Origin of the sequence: Patulibacter minatonensis DSM 18081 (genome assembly GCF_000519325.1) — a bacterium.
Taxonomy (GTDB): Bacteria; Actinomycetota; Thermoleophilia; order Solirubrobacterales; family Solirubrobacteraceae; genus Patulibacter; species Patulibacter minatonensis.
The window spans coordinates 203,656-220,540 of the sequence record NZ_KI912613.1; the positions used below are offsets into that span (position 1 = coordinate 203,656).

The following is a 16,885-nucleotide window of genomic DNA, read 5'->3' on the forward strand; positions in this document are numbered from 1 at the left end:
CACCACCAGCTACGGCGGCACTCCCGGCGCGGTGACATCGATCGCGTTCAACGCCGAGAAGACGGTCTTGACGCTCACCGCCACCGACCCGGCGCTGAAGGGCTACAAGCCCGACTACGTGCACGTCACGACCGCCGAGCGAGGCGGCGGCACCGAGTACAGCACCGCCGACGCCTACCTCGGCCCCGTCGCCCCGAAGACGACGATCCCGTCGAAGGCCCGCCAGCTGACCGCCTCCTCCGCCGGCACGATCAAGGTGCCCCTCAGCGCCCTGGAGGCCAAGGCCGACCGACGGATCATCATCAAGCTCGGCGGCCAGCAGCTGGGACTGAGGTCCCTGCCCGCGAAGTACAGCTCCCGCCGCGAGGCGGTGATCCGGCTGTCGAAGACCGGACTGCGGCGCCTCGGTCGCGGGAACCGCACCGTCGTGCTGCAGGTCGAGACCCGCCTGAAGAACCGCTCCAGCGCGTACGTCCGCAAGACCATCAAGCTCCGGCGACGCTGAGCGACGGGTCGGCCGCGCCGCCCGGCGCGGCCGGCGCTCCGTCGGCTGTCGCGCCTGCGCTGGTGCCGGGCGTGAGAATCTTTTCGAGAACGTGCGTGCGTTCTGGCGGCCCCGGCCGTCTCACCCTCGACGGCGCGAAGAACGCGCCGTCGAACCGTCCCCCAACACCAGAGGTTCCCCATGTTCGCCACCCTCCGCTCGACCCGTGCGTCGAGCGTCGTCCTGACCGGCACGATCGCCCTGGCCGGCCTCGCCGGGCCCGCGGTCGCCGCCGACGCACCCGTCGTCGGGGCCCAGCAGACCTGGACCGGCGCCAAGGCCCCGGTCTCGGTCCCCGGCAACCACCTGCACAAGGGCGACACCATCCCCAAGGGCGCGGTCCTCATCTACCGCCAAGTCACCGTCGAGGGCGCGACGGCCAAGCGCCGCCTCACCCTCACCCTTCCGCGCGGCAAGGGACTGACGGGCATCGCCGTCTCCGAGGGCGGTGCCGTCAGCGTCCAGATCGCCAAGGGCCACGAGCAGTACGAAGGCAAGCGCCGCGCCGTCCTGACCGTCCAGGGACGCACCGGGCACAGCGGCAGCGTGAAGGTCTACGGGTACGGCCGCTGAGCTGCCGATGAGTCCCCGCCCCTCGTCCCGCGACGATGCGCTGCTCGCACGCCTCACCGCGCAGGACGAGGGCGCGTGGGAACAGCTGGACCGTCGGTACCGCCCCGCGCTGCGCCGCTGGGCCGCCTCGTTGTCGCGACCAGGACAGATCGACCCCGACGACATCGTCCAGGACGTCCTGCTCCGCGCGCACCATCGACTCTCGAACGGCTTCGCCCCCGACCACCTCTCCGCGTGGCTGCACCGCATGGTCCGCAACGCCACGATCGACGCGATCCGCGCCCATGCCCACCGCGCGACCGAACCACTGCGCGACGACACCGCACACGTCGACGGTTCACCCGACGTGTTGATCGTCCGAAAGGAACGGCTGCGTCGCCTGATCGACGACGTCGCGAAGCTGCCGGACCCGCAGCGCCGCGCGCTGGTCGCTGTCGCCGTCGACGACCGTCCGGTCGACGACGTCGCCGACGAGCTGGGCATCAGCGGCCCCGCCGTGCGGATGGCCGTCCGGCGCGCACGCGAGAACCTCGTCAGGACGGAGGAGGCGAGGGACGCCACGTGCGACCGGATCCGCACGCTCCTGCACGACGCCCACGACCAGGGCCGACGGCCGTCCGAGCACGCCCGTCTGCACCTGCAGCACTGCGCGGAGTGCCGCGAGTACCGCAAGGCGCTGCGGCGGAGCGATCGGCGCCTGAGGATCCTCGTTCCACCGGTCGTGCCGCTTGCCGGACTGCTCGGCGGTGGAGGTGCCACGATCGGCGTGGTCGGCAAGTCGGTCGTCGCCGGTGTGGTGGTGCTCGCCGTCGCGACCGGAGGGGTCGTCGTCGAGCGTGAGCACCACCGCGGCCCGGGCGACCCGTCACCGGTGACGCTCCCGGCGGGGTTCGTCTCCGACCGCGAGGTCCGTCGTGGAGGGTCGCTTCCTCCCGGGGCGTGGGCCGTCACCGCCCGCGTCCGACTGCCCGCCGGCAGGCCTCCGCCGGGACAGCCACGTGCCGTCGTGCTGCACTGCCCGCGAGGCACGCGAGCGGCCGGATTCATCAACCCGCCGAATCCGAGGTCGTTCACCCTGATGGTCCGCGAGGACCCACGACGCGATCTCGGCGGCCCCGACGTCCGGCTCCGCTTCGAGAACACGCCGCTGCGCCGACCGCAGACCGCGCGCGTTGGTGTGCTCTGCCGCCGTCCCGACCACCAGGGATCCCTCGAGCTGCACCCCCGACGAACCCGCCATGGGGAGACCGCCATGATCACCACGGCGGGCCGTCACTACCTCCACAGCACTCCCGGCGGCGTCTTCAGCGGCACCCTCATGAGCAACCAACCCGTCTCGATGATCCGGACATCGAAGAGCCGCCTCTGGGCCTACGTCGTCTCCGACGCCGACCACCGAGGATGGGTCCGCCGATCCAATCTCCGGCGACCCGCACCCCAACACCCGTGAGCTCCCCCGACGGGACCCGGCGACGGTATTCAGCTGCGGCGTCCTTTCTGAGCCGTGGTACCGGTGTCGGAGGATGACTCGGCCCGGGCCCCGGAGTGGTCAGCAGAGAACGTCGTAGAGGTCGAGGAGTTCGCCCATGCCGCACGTTCGAACACCCTGACGCTGACCGGCTGCGAAGGATACGAGCACTTACCGTTCAGGATCGGACGACTGCCTGCACACCTCGGCGCGGGGTCTTGATTGCCACGGCCACCGGGTCCGGCGGGCCCTCGGCACCCCGCATGTCGACGCTCCGACTGCGGTGACCGGGTTGATCCTTTGCTGGGGCAGGTCCGGGCGGCGGCCTCCTCACGACTCGGCCTCGGCCCGGCGTGCCGAGCCGAGCCGCGACCAATGAACTCGCGGGTGTCGGCGGGCCGAGGATCGCTGTTGTCTCCCGACCGAGCGTCGGATAGAACGCACGACGTGGAGATCCGTCGCGCGATGCCGGTCCTCATCACCGACGATCCGGACGCCGCGCGTGCGTTCTACTGCGGCGTGCTCGGGTTCCGCGTCGCCATGGACGAGGACGGCATGCTCATGCTGGCCTCGACGAGCGCCCCGACGACGCAGATGATCATCGCCTGGGAGAGCCCGACAGCGGTCGACCCCGAACTCCTCGGCGTCGACGTGTCGATCGAGGTCGAGGACGTCGACCGCGCCTACGCGTCCGCCACGTCCGCAGGCCTGGAGATCGTCCGCGAACCACGGGACGAGGTATGGGGCATCCGCCGGTTCTTCGTCCGCGATCCCACCGGGAGCGTCGTCAACGTCGCTAGTCACCAGTAGAGGTACCGCCCGCCCCGAGGCGGGTGTCCGCGAGTCTGCCGGCCACCGTCGCCGAACTACCCAACGACTGGCGGCCCGTTGCTGAAATGCCATCCCGGTAGCCGATCGGCGGATTCTGGCGGTCAGCGCAAGATGAGTGATCCGACCTGCTCGAGGGGCGTCGCGAACGCGAAGCGTTTGCGAGGCCGGTCGTTGAGCTCGTCGGCAACGAATCGCAGATCGGCGGGGGTATGCAGGGAGAGGTCGGTGCCCTTCGGGAAGTACTGCCGCAGGAGCCCGTTGGTGTTCTCGTTGGTGCCGCGCTGCCAGGGGCTGTGCGGGTCGCAGAAGTAGATGTCGATGCCCGCGTCGATGGTGATCTGCTGGTGGTCTCGAAGCTCGGGGCCCTGGTCCCAGGCAAGTGATTTGCGGAGCACCTCGGGGAGGGTTTTGACGCTGTCGATGAGGGCGTCGCAGACCTGTTCGGGCTTGTAGCCATCGGGGAGGTGGACGAGCATCGTGTAGCCCGTTGTGCCTTCCACGAGCGTGCCGATCGCGCTGAGGTTCCGCTTGCCGATGATGAGGTCGCCCTCCCAGTGGCCGGGCACCGCGCGGTCGTCGGCCTCGGCCGGCCGGTCGACGATATTGAGCATGTTCCTGGCGCTGTTCTTGCGTTGCCCGGGCTGCCGGCACGGCTTCCGGAGCGCCCTTCCGGTCCGCAGGCACGTCGTCAGATCGCGTCGAAGAGCACCCCGGGATTGCACGTAGAGGGACTGATAGATCGTCTCGGTCGACACCCACATCTCCTGTCGTGACGGGAACTTCCGTCGCAGTCGTCCGGCGATTTGCTCGGGCGAGAATCGCCGCTTGAGGTCCGCCTCGACGAGGTCGCGGAGCTCGAGGTTCATCGCGAGCTTCGCCGGTTTGGGTCGCGACGCGGTGAAACGCAGAGGCGTGCGCTGAGGTCGCGCGGTAGGTGCCGTTGGCGGCGGTGTTGCGCTGCAGCTCGCGGGTGATCGTCGACGGGCTCCGCCCCAGGCGCGCGGCGATCGAGCACTTCGTCTCGTTGGCGGCGATGCCGATCGCGATCTCTTCGCGTTCCGCGAACGTGAGACAGCGGCCCTTGAGATCGCGCCCGCGCCGGAGCCGCACGCCGCCGGCTTCTTGCACCCATCTGCGCGATCGTCTGCGGTTCGTTCCAGCGGCCGCGGCGGCGTCGGTGAGGAACGCGCCGGCTTGCAGCGCGTCCCAAAACGGTTGGGTCGTCTCGGCGACCATCTGTGGTGAGAACCCGATGGTCATGCGCGCCTGCTCGGTCGGTCCTATGGGCCCCGCGGCGACCGGGACGACGGTGTGGGGGTCGTCGCTCCGGCTCGCCCTACGGGCAAGCCTCCACGACGACCACCACACCGAGCCGCCAAGCGCCTGGCCGCACCCTCGCAGACCTTAGCGTTGCGATCACCGCGAGAACCCAAGGAACGTTCAGCGGGTGCCGTGGCTGGCTATGCGGTTGCGGCTGCGAACGCCAGCTCGAGAATGATGCTCCGCCGAAACGATGCGTCGTCGGACGCCGTCTCGTGAGCGAAGTCAGCGACGTCCTCATCGATCGAGGCAGCTACGAGGACGTCCGCGTTGGTCAGATCACCGCGGATCTGCGACATCAGCAGTCTTCGCGCCGCGAGCAGCCTCGGGTCTGCGTCGTCCGGGACGATGGTGCGAATGTCACCGGCCAGGCTCGCGGGGAAGTACGTCGCGGCGGCAAGAGCCGCTGCCCTCACCGCCGGCTCCGGGGTGCTTCGCGCCCATTGCTCGAGTTTGGGGACGATCGCTTCAACCGCGGCACTGCAGCGCTCGACGGTCTCCCAGGACACGTGGCCTTCCCAGGCCGTGTCGTCGCCGCGGCCGATGTAGACGACGAGCATGAGAAGCGAGGTCCGGTCGGTGACCGACAGATCGTGGAGCTGCGCGAGCGAGAAGAGCGTCGGAACGGCGACCGCCGACGCCTCGTAGATGGTCTCTTGGTGGCAGAGCGCCGACCACAGATCGTTGATCGCTTCGTCGCGGTCCGCCGGTGCCGTCCGAATAAGGTCGAAGAGCGCGGGAAGGTCTCCGGCTGGCCCGTACGCGTGCTGCACGTCGGACCAGTCGATCTCTTCGGGGAGTTCCACTCGCTCGACGGTAACGACAGCGACGGCGACGCCCACGAGATCGCAGCCCGAGCCCACGGCGAAACGACGCCGGTCCGTTGATTGCACCGTCCCGATAGTCAAACGTGTAGCTCTCACGCCCAGCGCGACGCCTCCCGTCCGGGCGTCGCCGACGAGCCGCCGTCCCGAGAGACCCGTCCGAAATGCGTTCCGGGACAGGGGCGTCAGACGGGGCACCGCCGGGACCGCGGCGACCTCACCCCTCGCCGACCAGTGGCAGCCGCAGGCGGAACCGCGCCCCGGGTTGTCCGTCGATCGGCGGCAACAGCTCCAGCGACCCGTCGTGGGCCTCGGCGACCAGTCGGGCGATCGGCAGGCCGAGGCCCGAGCCGCCCGCGGCGCCGCTGGCGCGGTGGAAGCGGTCGAAGACGGCGCCGTGCTGCGCCGGCGGGACACCGGGACCGCGGTCGTGGACCTCGACGACCGCGTCGGGACCGTCGACCGAGAGGTGGACCGCGATCTCACCGCCGTCGGCGCCGTAGCGGATCGCGTTCTCGACGAGGTTCGCGACCGAGCGGCCCAGGAGGCGCTCGTCGCCGCGGACCACGACGTCCGGCGCCGCGGTCAGGGAGAGCTCGGCGCCGGCCTCGCGGGCGCGGTCCTCGTACTCCTCGACGAGCTGCTCGAGCTGGAGGTCCAGGCGCAGCTTCTCGCGCTCCATCCGGCCGCGGCGCGCGTCCAGGCGGGCGAGCTCGAGCATGTCGGCGATCGTGCCCGAGGCGCGCTCGGCGGCCCGTTCGATCGCGCGCAGCGCCGGGCCGGCGGGGCCGTCCTCCCCCAGCTCGCGCAGCCCCTGCTCGGCACGCGCACGGATCACGGCGACGGGGGTCCGCAGCTCGTGCGCGGCGTCGGCCAGGAACGCCTCCTCGCGCTTGGCGACCGCCGCGGCGGGCCGCAGCGCGCGACCGGCGAGGATCCACCCGGCGGCGATCGTCAGAAGCCACAGCCCGAGGACCGCGGCGGCGATCAGGAACCCCGCGGTGCGGACGTCGTGGGCCGCCCCGGCGAGCGGCTCGACGGCGACGATCGCGCCGAGCAACCGGTCTGAGCCGTTGATCGGGTTCGACGCGACACGGACCCCGTCGCCTCCGGAGACGTCGTCGGTGACCCGGAGCAGCCGCCCGTCCTGGATGCGCGCCAGCGCGCGCTTCGCGGCCGCCGCGTCGAGCTTCCCGGCCGGCCCGGCGACGACCTTGCCGTGCTCGTCGACGACGAGGACCGGGGCGCCCGGCCGGCGCGCGGGCCCGAAGTAGCCGTCGGGCTGCCGGTCGACGATCAGCTTGCTCGGATCGCCCTCGGGGTACGCGTAGCCGGACGCCGACAGCGCGGTCCGCTCGACGAGGCGGTCGAGCTGCTCGTGCCGCCGGTCGTGCGCCTGCAGCACCGCGATCACGGCGATCGCGACGAGGACGACGAGCGAGACCGCCGCGTAGGAGGCGGTGAGGCGTCGGCGTAGTCGGCGGAGCTGCTCCTCGCTCATGCGCCGTCCGCCAGCCGGTAGCCCGCGCCGCGCACGGTCTCGATCGCCTTGGAACCGAGCTTGCGGCGCAGCGCCGCGACGTGCACGTCGATGACGTTGGAGCCCGGCTCGTACGCCTGGTCCCAGCACGACTCGAGGATGTCGAAGCGGTCGACGACCTCCCCCGCCCGGTCGGCGAGGAACGCGAGGAGCGCGAACTCCTTCGTCGTCAGCGGCACGATCACGCCGTCGCGCTTGACGCGCCTGCGGGAGACCTCGATCACGAGGTCCCCGGCCTCGACGACCTCCATCCGCCGCGTCGGGCGACGCCGGAGCAGCCCGTGCACGCGTGCGACGAGCTCCTCGGTCGCGAACGGCTTGGTGAGGTAGTCGTCCGCGCCGCCGGAGAAGCCGTCGACGACGTCGCCCGTCTGGTCCATCGCGGTCAGCATCAGGACGGGGAACTCGAGGCCGGCCTTCCGCCACTCGCCGCAGAGCGCGAGGCCCTCGCCGTCGGGCAGCCGGCGGTCGAGCACGACCGCGTCGTACTCGTGGAGGTCCGCCTCGGAGCGCGCCGCCGCGATGGTGCCGGCGACGTCGACGCCGAACGACTCGGCGCGCAGCCGCTCCGCCACCGCCTGGGCGATCTCCGCCTCGTCCTCCACGACGAGGATCCGCATGGCGGCAGCATAGACCCGCTTCCGTCCCTGGGCGAGCGTCGGGTGCGTCGTCATGGCGGTCACCCCTCAGCGCGGCTGGAGCGCCGCGAGCAGCAGGATCGAGCCCGCCGCGTAGTCGATGGCCGGTTCGGAGGTCACGTAGTCGTCGACGCGGTCCTCGTAGGTCGCGCCCGCGGTGCTGAACGGACCACCCCGAGGCGTGCCGACCTGCTGCTCGCGGATGTCCTTCGACGGAGCGGGCCCGCCGACGACCGCACCGACCGGCCGACCGCTGCCGCGGGTCGACGCCCAGTGGTGGATCGCCCGCGGTGCGTGCGGCCCGAAGCCGGCGACGAAGCTCGCGCCGAACGGGTTGCGGCCGAGGAGCCAGTCGCGGGCCGTGACCCCGACGCGCGCGGCGCCCGGGACGGACCCGCGACCGGCCAGCGCGGCCAGCGCGACCGCGCCGCCGTTCTCACCCGTCTGCCCCCACGCGAACGCGCCGGGCGTGCCGAACGCGTGCCTCGCGGCGCGAGCGACCGCGGCACGGCCCTGGGCGTCGAGCGCGCGGCACGCGGAGGCGCGGGCCGCGGCGTCGTCGACCGCCGGCGCGCCGAGGCGCCCGCAGAGGTCCGCGGCCGCGAACCCGGCCAGCGCGTCCCAGCCCAGGCGGCCGTCGGGCGTGGTGCGCCCGAGGAGGCGGACGGCGTCGTCGAGGTAGGCGCGCTCACCCGTGACGCGGTGGAGCGCGGCGGCGCCGGCGGCCAGCGCGTCGTCCTGCGTGTCGCCGTCGTAGAACTCGCCGACGGGCGGCCCGAGCTTCGGCGCGACGACGCCGGAGGCCCGGCCCGCGGCGTACCACTCGCGGGCCTGCCGGACGAGCGCGGCGCGGGCGTCGCCCTCGGGGGTGCGCTCCGCGGCCAGGGCGAGCGCGAGCGCCGCCTTGCCGCCGAGATCGCCGCCCATGTTCGGGTACGCCTTCCGGACCGCGATCCCGTCCTTGCCCGACGCGTCGTCGGTCGCGGGATCGCGGAAGCCGAGATCGTGGTCGCGCTCGTCGCCGACCTGCGCGACGAAGAGGCCAGGTGCGGGGTGCGCCTTCACGAGCCAGCGGACGCCGACGTCCGCGGTCGCGCGCAGGGCGGGGGCGTCGGCGGCGTCGAGCCGCGCGGCGGCCTGGAGCGCCGCGGCGGCGTACGCGGTCGTCTGGGTGAACTTCAGCGTGTCGCCGGCGTCCATCCAGCCGCCGGTGAGGTCGAACCGCTCCCCGGCGTGGGGGCCGGAGGCGATCTCGGCGTCGTGCAGGTGCGCGGGCCCGTGGGCGGGCGACGGCTCCCGTCCGTCGGCGTTCGCCGCGAAGGACCGCAGGATCGTGGTGATCGGCGCGGACGACGGGCGGGCCGCGACCGTCCAGCCGCGGGAGGTCAGCCCGGCGGCCCGCACGCGGTAGACGCCGGGGGCCGTGACGCGCGAGAGGTCGGCGCCGAGCGCGCGCCGCCACGGCGCCGCGGCGCCCGGGAGCTTCCGGAGGCGTCCCCGCAGGACGGTCCTGCCGCGGGCGTCCACGACCGTGAAGCGGGCGCCCCGCAGCGCCTTCGTCGTCCCGACCACCGCGACCTTCGTGTCGGCCGGGGCGGACGGGCCCCCGATGCGGATCGCGTCGGGGACGGCAGTGGGGGGAGCGGTCCTCGCGTTCGCGCCGGAGACGGCCGCCGCGCCGGCGCCCGCGAGGACGACGCCGGACGCGAGGACCGCCGCCGGGGCGCCCGACCGCATCAGCGGGTCTTCCGGAACGTGACCCGACGGACGACGCTCGCGTTGCCGGCGTTGTCGGTCGCCTGCACGGACACGCGGTAGAGGCCGCGGGGCAGCGCCTTCTTCGTCCCGTCGACGAGGCGCAGGTCGAACGACCGCGCGCCCTTCGGGGCCACGCCCGTGGCGGGCGACTGGAACGGGACCGTCTGGACGCGCTGCGCGTTCCACGTCACGCACGAGGGCTTGCGGCGGTTGGAGGCGTTCTCGGGCCGGCACTTGCCGAAGGACTTCCGGCCGACGAAGCGCTTCTCGATCGTCATCCGGATCCGGGCGGTCTCCGAGACGCGGATGCTGAGCGGGACGACCGTCCGCGTGACCCGTCCGCGTCGCTTCGCCGTGAGCACCGGCTTCGTCGTGTCCTTCGTGGTCGTGCCGGTGCCGCCGCCCCCGCCGGTGCCCGGGGCGATCCCGCGGCGCTGCTGGAAGAGCAGGACGGCCGCCTGGGCGTCGACGACGCCGCCGCTGACCGACTTGCCCTGCCACGCCGGGACCTTCCGGGCGCTGTCGACGATCGCGGCCTTGACGTCGGCGGCGGACGCCGTCGGGTCGATGCCGAAGAGGATCGTCGCGACGCCCGCGGCGGTCGGGGCGGCGTAGCTCGTGGCGCAGCCGGTCGGGCCGAAGCCGCCGCCGTTGGTCGTCGTGATGCTGTTCTGCGTCGGGACGGCGACGTCGACGCTCCCCGGGCCGTACGCCCCGCAGTCGAGGCCGTCGTCGGGGGCGGAGGTCGAGACGCAGAGGACGTTCGGGGAGTCCAGGTTGCAGGGCTCCGGGTCCTCCGGGTCGGCGTCGTAGGCGCCGCCGTTGCCGGACGGGATCGTCACGAACAGGGTCTGCGGGTGCTTCTTGATCGCGTCCCGCAGGCCGTCCTCGAGCGGGCCGGAGAGCCAGCTGAAGCTCGCGACCCGTGCGCCGCGGTCCGCGGCCCAGTCGATCGCCGGCGCCTGGACGGACTGGTAGCACTGGTCGCCGTCCCAGCAGGTGCGCAGCGCGACGAAGCGGGCGTTCGGGGCGACGCCGGCGCCACCCTGGCCGTTGTTCCACGCGGCGCCGAGCACGCCGGCGACCGCCGTGCCGTGGCCACTGCCGCCGGCGGGATCGCTCGGGTCGGCGTCGGGCTTCAGGGCGCTCGGGGCGTCCGTGCCGATGAGATCCCAGCCGGCCGCGCCGGCGGAGACGTTCCCGAGATTGCCGACGCCGTCGGCGTCCGGGGCCGGCACCGGCGCGGGGAGCGCGTAGAGCCGCGACGCGATGTCGGGGTGGTCGAGGTCGAGGCCGGTGTCGGCGACGAGCACCGGCACGTCTTGGAGCGGCCGCCCGGCGACGTCGAGCGCCTGGGGCACCTTCATGATGCTCAGCGGTTGCTGGCCGGCGGCCTGGGGGTCGGTGGGCGCCGCGGCGTGGGCGGCTGAAGCCCCGAGCGCGAGGGCGGTCAGGGCGGTGGCGACGGCGGTGGTGGTGACGCGGCGGGTGGACATCGTGGGCTCCTCGGACGACGGGGTCGGTGGGTGAGGAGCACTCTGCCGGGGGCCGCATGAAGCGAACATGAAGCCCCCGGAGCCCGGTGGGTCAGGTGGTCTTGTTCGCGTCCGCGGGCGCCTCCTCGCGGTCCTCGCTGCGCGAGTCCGACGCCTTCGGCGCGGCCCGGACGACCGTCTCGCACGAGCCGTTGGGGTTCTCGGGCGTCGCGTCGGTGATCACGTCGACGAGGTCCAGGTCGGCCCGGTCGGTGCCGTCGCCGCAGGTGATGCGGTCGACCTCGCCGTCGCGGGTGCGGAAGCGGTCGTTCCCGGCGCCGCCGTCGAGGGTGTCGCCGGTCTGGTCGGTCTCGCCGTTCGGGCCGGGGGTGACGTCCTTGCGGGCCAGGGCCCAGAGGGTGTCGTTCCCGGCGCCGCCCCGGATCGTGTCGACGCCGCGGTTGGCGAAGATCGTGTCGTTGCCGGCGCCGCCGTCGACGGTGTCGTCGCCGCTGCCGCCGGCCAGGCGGTCGTTGCCGTTCTCGCCGAGGACGCGGTCGTCGCCGGAACCGCCGAAGACGCGGTCGTGCGAGTCGCCGCCGTAGAGCTGGTCGTCGCCGGAGCCGCCGAAGATGCGGTCGTAGCTCGTGCGGTCGCCGGTGTCGTTCGCGTCGCCGTGGACGACGTCGTTGCCGGCCCCGCCGTTCAGCCAGTCGTTGCCCGGTCCGCCGAGGATCGTGTCGTCGCCGGAGGCGCCGAAGATCCGGTCGTTCCCCGAGCCACCGTCGAGGCGGTCGGAGCCGGCGAGGCCGAAGATGCGGTCCTTGCCGCCGAGGCCCTTGATCGTGTCGACGGAGGACGTGCCGGTCAGGCGGTTGTCGCCCCCGTCGCCGGTGACGGTCGCGGCGGTCGCGGCGGCGGGGACGAGGAGGGCGGCGCAGACGGCGAGGGTGCCGATGCGGCGGGTGGGTCGAGAGCTCATGGGGGATCTCCGTGGTTCGGGGGGATGGTCGTGCCGAGGTGCGACGGCCGCCCCGTACGGGGTCGCCCATCGCTCGGCACCATCAGGAACCCGGACCCCGATCCGGAGTCGCGAACATAAGACAGGTCTCACGGACGCGGCCCGGGACGAGGCGCGTCCGGCGTCGCCGCGGCCCGCGTCTACGCCCGCAGCAGCGCGTACCTCCCGAGCCCGTCGGCCCCCGGGATCACCGGTCCGGCGTCGTGGCCGAGCCACTGCTCCAGCAGCGAGCAGTAGAGCGCGCGGAAGTCCGTCGTGGCGCGCAGGTTGCCGTCGGGGTCGAGCGACCCGAGGCCGGGGTGCTCGCCGATCCGCCCGCCGCGGACCGCGGTGCCCATGAGCATCGCGATGCCGCCCGCGCCGTGGTCGGTGCCGGCGGAGCCGTTCTCCTCCGGCCGGCGGCCGAACTCGCTCCACACGAGCGTCAGCACGCGGTCGGCGATGCCGCGCCGCTCGAGGTCGTCCTGGAACGCCTGCAGCGCCGTCCCCGTCTCGGTGACGTGGCGCTCGAACGTCGCGGCCTGGTTCGCGTGGCTGTCGAAGTCGAGGCCGGAGTCGATCGTGCCGCAGCGGATCGGCAGGCCCGCGCCGAGGAGCCGCGCGAGGTCGGCGAGCCGGTCACCGAGGCGCCCGGCGGGATAGCTGACCGCCGGATCCTGGAAGCCGCCGACGAGCTCGGCGTGGACGTCGGCGGCGTCGCCGTGGACCGCGCGGGCGGCGCCGAGGACGGGGTCGGTCGACGTCAGGCGACCGAGCTCCGTCATGCCGCGCACGAGCTCCGCGTGCCACGCGCCGCCCTCGATGCCGGGCGTGGTGACGCGGTAGTCCGCGGGCCGGTCGGTCGCGGCGACGGCGACCTTCGCGGCCGCGAGCATCGGCGAGATCGTCTCCCCCAGCGTCAGGCCCTGGAGCGGATTGTGGTCGGTGCCGACGAGGTCGAGCCACCGGCCGAGCCAGCCCGTCCGGCCGTCGGGGTCGGTCGCGCCGACCTCGTAGAAGTGCCGGGAGGTGAAGTGCGAGTGGTTCGGCCCGGCGTAGCCGATCGACGGCAGCACGGTCAGCCGGTCGCGGTCGTGGAGCGCCTTCAGCCGCGCGGCGGCGGGGTGCCAGCGCAGGTCGGTGGTGCCCTTCATCGCGAGCGTCGTCGCCGGGTCGACCCACAGCTCGGGCCGCAGGCGGCGCGAGTAGCGGGCGTCGTTCTGCGGTGGCAGCAGGCTGAGCCCGTCGACGCCGCCGGAGAGCGAGACGCAGACGAGGACGCGCTGCCCGGGGGTCGCGGCGGCGACGGCCTCGTCGAGCGCGCCGGGCGCGAGCGCGCGGCCGCCGAACAGGGTCAGGCCGAGGCCGACGCCGCCGAGGACGACGGCCCGGCGCGACATACCGGTGCCGGCGGGGACGGGGTGGCCGGTCTCGGTGGGCCGGCAACAGGCGAAGGAGCGCATCAGGAGACCTGGCAGTCGGGAGCGGTGATCACGAGGTGGCGCAGGACGTCCTGGCGCAGCGCGTTGCGGGCGGCGTCGGAGACCCCGACCATGCGGCCCAGGCGCTGGGCGACCTCGACGAGCGCCTCGGCGGTGTCGGCGCGGATCGGCGGGTCGTCCCAGTGCCGGAGCGCCATCGCGACCGCGTACTGCGGCGACTCGACGGCCGGGTAGGACTCCGACGCGCCGAGCTGGTGCTCCTTCAGGGCGAGGAACGCGAGCTGCCAGCGGGCCCGCCAGGTGGCGGTGTCGAGCCAGCGGTCCTCCCGCCAGCCGGCGATGGTCGGCGGCTGGAAGAGCCGCTGTCCCGCCTGCCGGCCGACCTCGGGCCAGCCGATCGACTCGATCCCCCGCCCGAGCGCACGGAGCATGCCCGCGGCGTAGACGACCGGCGGCTTCACGAGCGCGGGGCCCTCGTAGACGGCGGGGTGCTTGAGGATCGCCTCGACGACGGGCAGGACGGCGTAGTCGCCCTCGACGTACAGCCGCTCGAGCGCCTGGCGCTGGGCGGGCTCCGGCGGGCTCGCGACGAACGCCTGCCAGAGCTTGAGCACGAAGAAGCTCGGGTGCAGCGGGTGCTGGAGGCACGCCTCGACGACCTGGGCGGGCGTGTGGTCCTTCCGCGTGCCGAAGAGCTCCTTCTGCCCGTCGTCGTGGCGTGCGGGGTCGTAGCGGAAGTCCTCGTAGCCCCGCTGCGGGTGGTATGACGAGACGTACCCGGTCAGGCCGCGGGCGGCCTCGCGGACGTCCCGCTCGGTGTAGGCGCCGCGATCGGGCCCGAGCGCATAGAGCTCCATGAGCTCGCGGGCGTAGTTCTCGTTCGGGGCGCCCTTGGCGCTGTCGTCGCCGTCGAGGCGCACGAGCATCGCACCGTCGCCGGTGACCGCGAGCAGCAGGTCGCGGAACGAGCCTCGACCGATCCGCCGGAACAGCTCGATGTGCTCCCGCATCAGGGGCCACGACCCGACGACCTCGTCGGAGACCCCGAACCAGTCGTGGAACAGCAGCGCCATCCGCTCCACGAACGGCTGGTCGGAGCGCACCATCCGGTCCAGCCAGACGAGGTGGTCGTACGGGAAGCGCGACGGGTCGATCGGCTCGGAGAGCTCGGTCCGCGGCGCGGGCCCGACGAGGCGCGCCGTCCCGGACACCCGCGTGAGCGCCGCGACCGCCCCGTCGAGCCCGAGCGCGGCGACCTGCGCGGCCTGCCCGCGGAGCGGCCCGAAGCCGGCCCGCCAGAGGAGCCGCTCGGCCTGCCGGACGCCGAACGGCCCGGTGTAGCGGGCGACGCCGGCGGGCGGCGGGTCCGTGGGCGGCGGATCGGTCGGGGGCGGGTCCGCGGGAGGCGGGTCGCCGGGACCGCCACCGCCGACCGGCGGCGGGACGACGATCACGGGCGGCCGGACGACGGGTGGCAGACCGGGGACCTGGACGCCCGGCGGGAGCGTCGGCAACGACGGCGACCCGGGCTTCGCGGGCCGCTTCGGCGTCGGGCGCTTCGCCGGCGTCTTCGGCGTGCACACGCGCTTCCGGACGACCTTGCCGCCTTTCCCCTTCACGCGCTTCGTGCGGCAGACGACCTGCTTCTTCGCCTTCTTCCGCCGGGCCTTCGCCGTCGTCATCGGGACCTCGGGGTGTCGCGTCGGACCATGCGGCGATCCTGCGCGCGCTCCCGGGGCGCCACATCGGGGACCTCCCCCACCGCGCGTCCAGGGGACCTCCGGCTACGACGGGCGTCCAGGCGGGTCCGTCAGCCCGCCGCGGCGTCCCCCGCCCCGTCCGCGACCACCGCCATCCCCGGCCCCGGCAGCAGGTCGACGTCGCCCGCGTGCATCGGCTCGCCGCAGTGGTCGCAGCGCAGGTCGACGTCGGCGATCCGCCCGCAGGCGCGGTGGCGGTAGAGGATCGGCGGGCCGGCCTCCCCCGCCGTCCAGCGGTCGCCCCAGCCCTTCATGACCATGAGGAGGTCGACGAGCTCGGTGCCCTTGACGGTCAGGTGGTACTCGAACCGGGGGCGGTTGTCGTACGGCCGGCGCTCGAGGACGCCCTCGTCGACGAGGTGGTTCAGCCGCTCGGTGAGGACCTTGCGCGACACGCCGAGGTCGCCCTGGATCTCGTCGAAGCGCCGCATCCCGACCCAGACGTCGCGCAGGATCAGCGGCGACCACGGCTCGCCGATCACGTCGAGCGTGCGGGCGATCGAGCAGGCCATGTCGCTGAAGGTCGTGCGCTGCATGGACCGAGCCTAGCAATTGGAGTTCCCTTACGGAACTCCACGTGCTACGGTCGTGGAGTCTCCTGAAGGAACCCCACGAAAGGACGCCCGATGAGCAAGGTCATCAGCGCACTGTCGGTCTCGGTCGACGGCTACATCACGGGTCGCGACAGCGGACCGGGCAACGGCCTCGGCGACGGCGGCCACCTGTTCGACTGGTACTTCGACGGCGAGGTCGAGAGCCGCGTCTTCAAGGGGTTCCGGCTCTCCGCCACGAGCGCCCCGATCTTCGACCGGCTCGCCGGGAACGTCGGCGCGAGCGTCGCGGGTCGGAAGACGTACGAGGACTCCGGCCGCTTCGGCGACGACGGCGGCCCGCACCCGACCGCCCCGCTCGTCGTGCTCAGCCACCGGCCCGCTCCGGACATGTCCGGCCGGCAGACGCTGGTCACGACCGGGATCGAGGACGCCGTGGCCGCCGGGAAGGACACCGCGGGCGAGCAGGACGTCGCACTCATGGGCGGCGTCCTCGTCACCGAGGCCCTGAAGGCCGGGCTCGTCGACGAGCTGGTCCTCCACCAGGTGCCGGTGCTGCTCGGCGGCGGCCGTCCCTTCTTCCACGACCTGCCGGAGCACGTCGCGCTGCGACTGCTGGAGGCCGTGGCGGCACCCGGCGTCACCCACCTGCACTACGCGGTCGTCCGATGACCCCCGTTGCCACCCCCGCCACCACCCGGCACGCTGCCTCCGACACCGACCGCACGCCCGACCACACCGACGACACCCAGGAGTCCCCCACCATGCTCGAGCTCGACCCCGCCGTCCGCGAGGTGCTCTCCGGCACCTCGATCGCCCACCTCGCCACCGTCCTGCCCGACGGCGCCCCGCACAGCGTCCCGCTGTGGGTCGGCCTCGAGGGCGAGCACCTCGCGATCCTCACCGGTCCCGGCAGTCGGAAGGCGAGGAACCTGCGCCGCGATCCGCGCGTGGCCCTCTCGATCACGCCCGTCGACGACCCGTTCACGCCGGTGACCCTGCGCGGGAAGGTCGTCGCGGAGCTCGAGGGCGACCGGGCGTGGGAGATCATCGACCGGATCGCCAAGGTCCACGTCGGCGGGCCGTACCCGCGGGAGCAGGAGCGGGTCGTCTTCCTGATCGAGCCGGAGACGCAGCACGTCGGGATCGGCTGAGCGCTTC

General features: G+C 73.4%; 15 protein-coding genes and 1 pseudogene. 6 read left to right on the forward strand and 10 right to left on the reverse strand.

The window, feature by feature from the left end; all coding sequences use genetic code 11:
* Positions 1–31 precede the first annotated feature (31 nt).
* The 4 genes from PATMI_RS0101095 (at position 32) to PATMI_RS0101110 (ending at position 3,395) form a co-directional block, all read left to right on the forward strand.
* Positions 32–505 carry a hypothetical protein gene (locus PATMI_RS0101095; RefSeq protein ID WP_026909523.1) on the forward strand — a complete coding sequence of 158 codons (474 nt, stop codon included), beginning with the start codon at positions 32–34 and terminating at the stop codon, positions 503–505.
* Positions 506–685: 180 nt separating this feature from the next.
* Positions 686–1,117, forward strand: a complete 432-nt coding sequence (locus tag PATMI_RS0101100; RefSeq protein WP_026909524.1) for a hypothetical protein — start codon at positions 686–688, stop codon at positions 1,115–1,117.
* A 7-nt stretch (positions 1,118–1,124) separates the two neighbouring features.
* A complete protein-coding gene (locus PATMI_RS0101105; RefSeq protein ID WP_026909525.1) occupies positions 1,125–2,567 on the forward strand; it encodes a sigma-70 family RNA polymerase sigma factor in 1,443 nt (480 codons plus the stop codon).
* 465 nt (positions 2,568–3,032) lie between these two features.
* On the forward strand, positions 3,033–3,395 hold the full coding sequence (locus PATMI_RS0101110; protein WP_026909526.1) for a VOC family protein: 363 nt from the start codon (positions 3,033–3,035) through the stop codon (positions 3,393–3,395).
* A 122-nt stretch (positions 3,396–3,517) separates the two neighbouring features.
* Here the strand turns inward: PATMI_RS0101110 and PATMI_RS26355 are convergent.
* The 10 genes and pseudogenes from PATMI_RS26355 to PATMI_RS0101160 form a co-directional block, all read right to left on the reverse strand.
* Positions 3,518–4,676, reverse strand: a pseudogene (locus PATMI_RS26355) (IS30 family transposase).
* Positions 4,677–4,876: 200 nt separating this feature from the next.
* Positions 4,877–5,542, reverse strand: coding sequence for a hypothetical protein (locus tag PATMI_RS0101120; RefSeq protein WP_157260554.1), 666 nt, complete (start codon positions 5,540–5,542; stop codon positions 4,877–4,879).
* Positions 5,543–5,777: 235 nt separating this feature from the next.
* A complete protein-coding gene (locus PATMI_RS0101125) occupies positions 5,778–7,061 on the reverse strand; it encodes a sensor histidine kinase (protein ID WP_026909528.1) in 1,284 nt (427 codons plus the stop codon).
* Positions 7,058–7,774, reverse strand: a complete 717-nt coding sequence (locus PATMI_RS0101130; protein WP_245604041.1) for a response regulator transcription factor — start codon at positions 7,772–7,774, stop codon at positions 7,058–7,060. Before PATMI_RS0101130 ends, PATMI_RS0101125 begins: the two co-directional genes overlap by 4 nt.
* A 12-nt stretch (positions 7,775–7,786) precedes the next feature.
* On the reverse strand, positions 7,787–9,475 hold the full coding sequence (locus tag PATMI_RS0101135; RefSeq protein WP_026909530.1) for a glycoside hydrolase family 9 protein: 1,689 nt from the start codon (positions 9,473–9,475) through the stop codon (positions 7,787–7,789).
* The gene (locus PATMI_RS0101140) at positions 9,475–10,992 is read right to left on the reverse strand and encodes a S8 family serine peptidase (protein WP_026909531.1); all 1,518 of its coding nucleotides are present in this window, start codon (positions 10,990–10,992) and stop codon (positions 9,475–9,477) included. Before PATMI_RS0101140 ends, PATMI_RS0101135 begins: the two co-directional genes overlap by 1 nt.
* Before the next feature lie 91 nt (positions 10,993–11,083).
* On the reverse strand, positions 11,084–11,953 hold the full coding sequence (locus PATMI_RS26360; RefSeq protein WP_051470909.1) for a calcium-binding protein: 870 nt from the start codon (positions 11,951–11,953) through the stop codon (positions 11,084–11,086).
* 179 nt (positions 11,954–12,132) lie between these two features.
* Complete coding sequence (locus PATMI_RS0101150; RefSeq protein ID WP_157260555.1) at positions 12,133–13,434, reverse strand: DUF1501 domain-containing protein; 1,302 nt, start codon at positions 13,432–13,434, stop codon at positions 12,133–12,135.
* Positions 13,434–15,095 carry a DUF1800 domain-containing protein gene (locus tag PATMI_RS33555; RefSeq protein WP_026909533.1) on the reverse strand — a complete coding sequence of 554 codons (1,662 nt, stop codon included), beginning with the start codon at positions 15,093–15,095 and terminating at the stop codon, positions 13,434–13,436. Before PATMI_RS33555 ends, PATMI_RS0101150 begins: the two co-directional genes overlap by 1 nt.
* A 128-nt stretch (positions 15,096–15,223) precedes the next feature.
* The gene (locus PATMI_RS0101160; protein ID WP_026909534.1) at positions 15,224–15,709 is read right to left on the reverse strand and encodes a winged helix-turn-helix transcriptional regulator; all 486 of its coding nucleotides are present in this window, start codon (positions 15,707–15,709) and stop codon (positions 15,224–15,226) included.
* A 90-nt stretch (positions 15,710–15,799) separates the two neighbouring features.
* Between PATMI_RS0101160 and PATMI_RS0101165 the strand changes: the two genes are divergently transcribed.
* Positions 15,800–16,396 carry a dihydrofolate reductase family protein gene (locus PATMI_RS0101165; RefSeq protein ID WP_026909535.1) on the forward strand — a complete coding sequence of 199 codons (597 nt, stop codon included), beginning with the start codon at positions 15,800–15,802 and terminating at the stop codon, positions 16,394–16,396.
* 92 nt (positions 16,397–16,488) lie between these two features.
* Positions 16,489–16,878, forward strand: a complete 390-nt coding sequence (locus PATMI_RS0101170; protein WP_026909536.1) for a TIGR03618 family F420-dependent PPOX class oxidoreductase — start codon at positions 16,489–16,491, stop codon at positions 16,876–16,878.
* Positions 16,879–16,885 lie beyond the last annotated feature (7 nt).

Coding starts and splice junctions, on each gene's coding strand:
- PATMI_RS0101100 (WP_026909524.1), top strand. CDS start 686: ATGTTCGCCACCCTCCGCTCGACCCGTGCGTCGAGCGTCGTCCTGACC.
- PATMI_RS0101105 (WP_026909525.1), top strand. CDS start 1,125: ATGAGTCCCCGCCCCTCGTCCCGCGACGATGCGCTGCTCGCACGCCTC.
- PATMI_RS0101125 (WP_026909528.1), bottom strand. CDS start 7,061: ATGAGCGAGGAGCAGCTCCGCCGACTACGCCGACGCCTCACCGCCTCC.
- PATMI_RS0101130 (WP_245604041.1), bottom strand. CDS start 7,774: ATGACGACGCACCCGACGCTCGCCCAGGGACGGAAGCGGGTCTATGCT.
- PATMI_RS0101135 (WP_026909530.1), bottom strand. CDS start 9,475: ATGCGGTCGGGCGCCCCGGCGGCGGTCCTCGCGTCCGGCGTCGTCCTC.
- PATMI_RS0101140 (WP_026909531.1), bottom strand. CDS start 10,992: ATGTCCACCCGCCGCGTCACCACCACCGCCGTCGCCACCGCCCTGACC.
- PATMI_RS26360 (WP_051470909.1), bottom strand. CDS start 11,953: ATGAGCTCTCGACCCACCCGCCGCATCGGCACCCTCGCCGTCTGCGCC.
- PATMI_RS0101150 (WP_157260555.1), bottom strand. CDS start 13,434: ATGCGCTCCTTCGCCTGTTGCCGGCCCACCGAGACCGGCCACCCCGTC.
- PATMI_RS33555 (WP_026909533.1), bottom strand. CDS start 15,095: ATGACGACGGCGAAGGCCCGGCGGAAGAAGGCGAAGAAGCAGGTCGTC.
- PATMI_RS0101160 (WP_026909534.1), bottom strand. CDS start 15,709: ATGCAGCGCACGACCTTCAGCGACATGGCCTGCTCGATCGCCCGCACG.
- PATMI_RS0101165 (WP_026909535.1), top strand. CDS start 15,800: ATGAGCAAGGTCATCAGCGCACTGTCGGTCTCGGTCGACGGCTACATC.
- PATMI_RS0101170 (WP_026909536.1), top strand. CDS start 16,489: ATGCTCGAGCTCGACCCCGCCGTCCGCGAGGTGCTCTCCGGCACCTCG.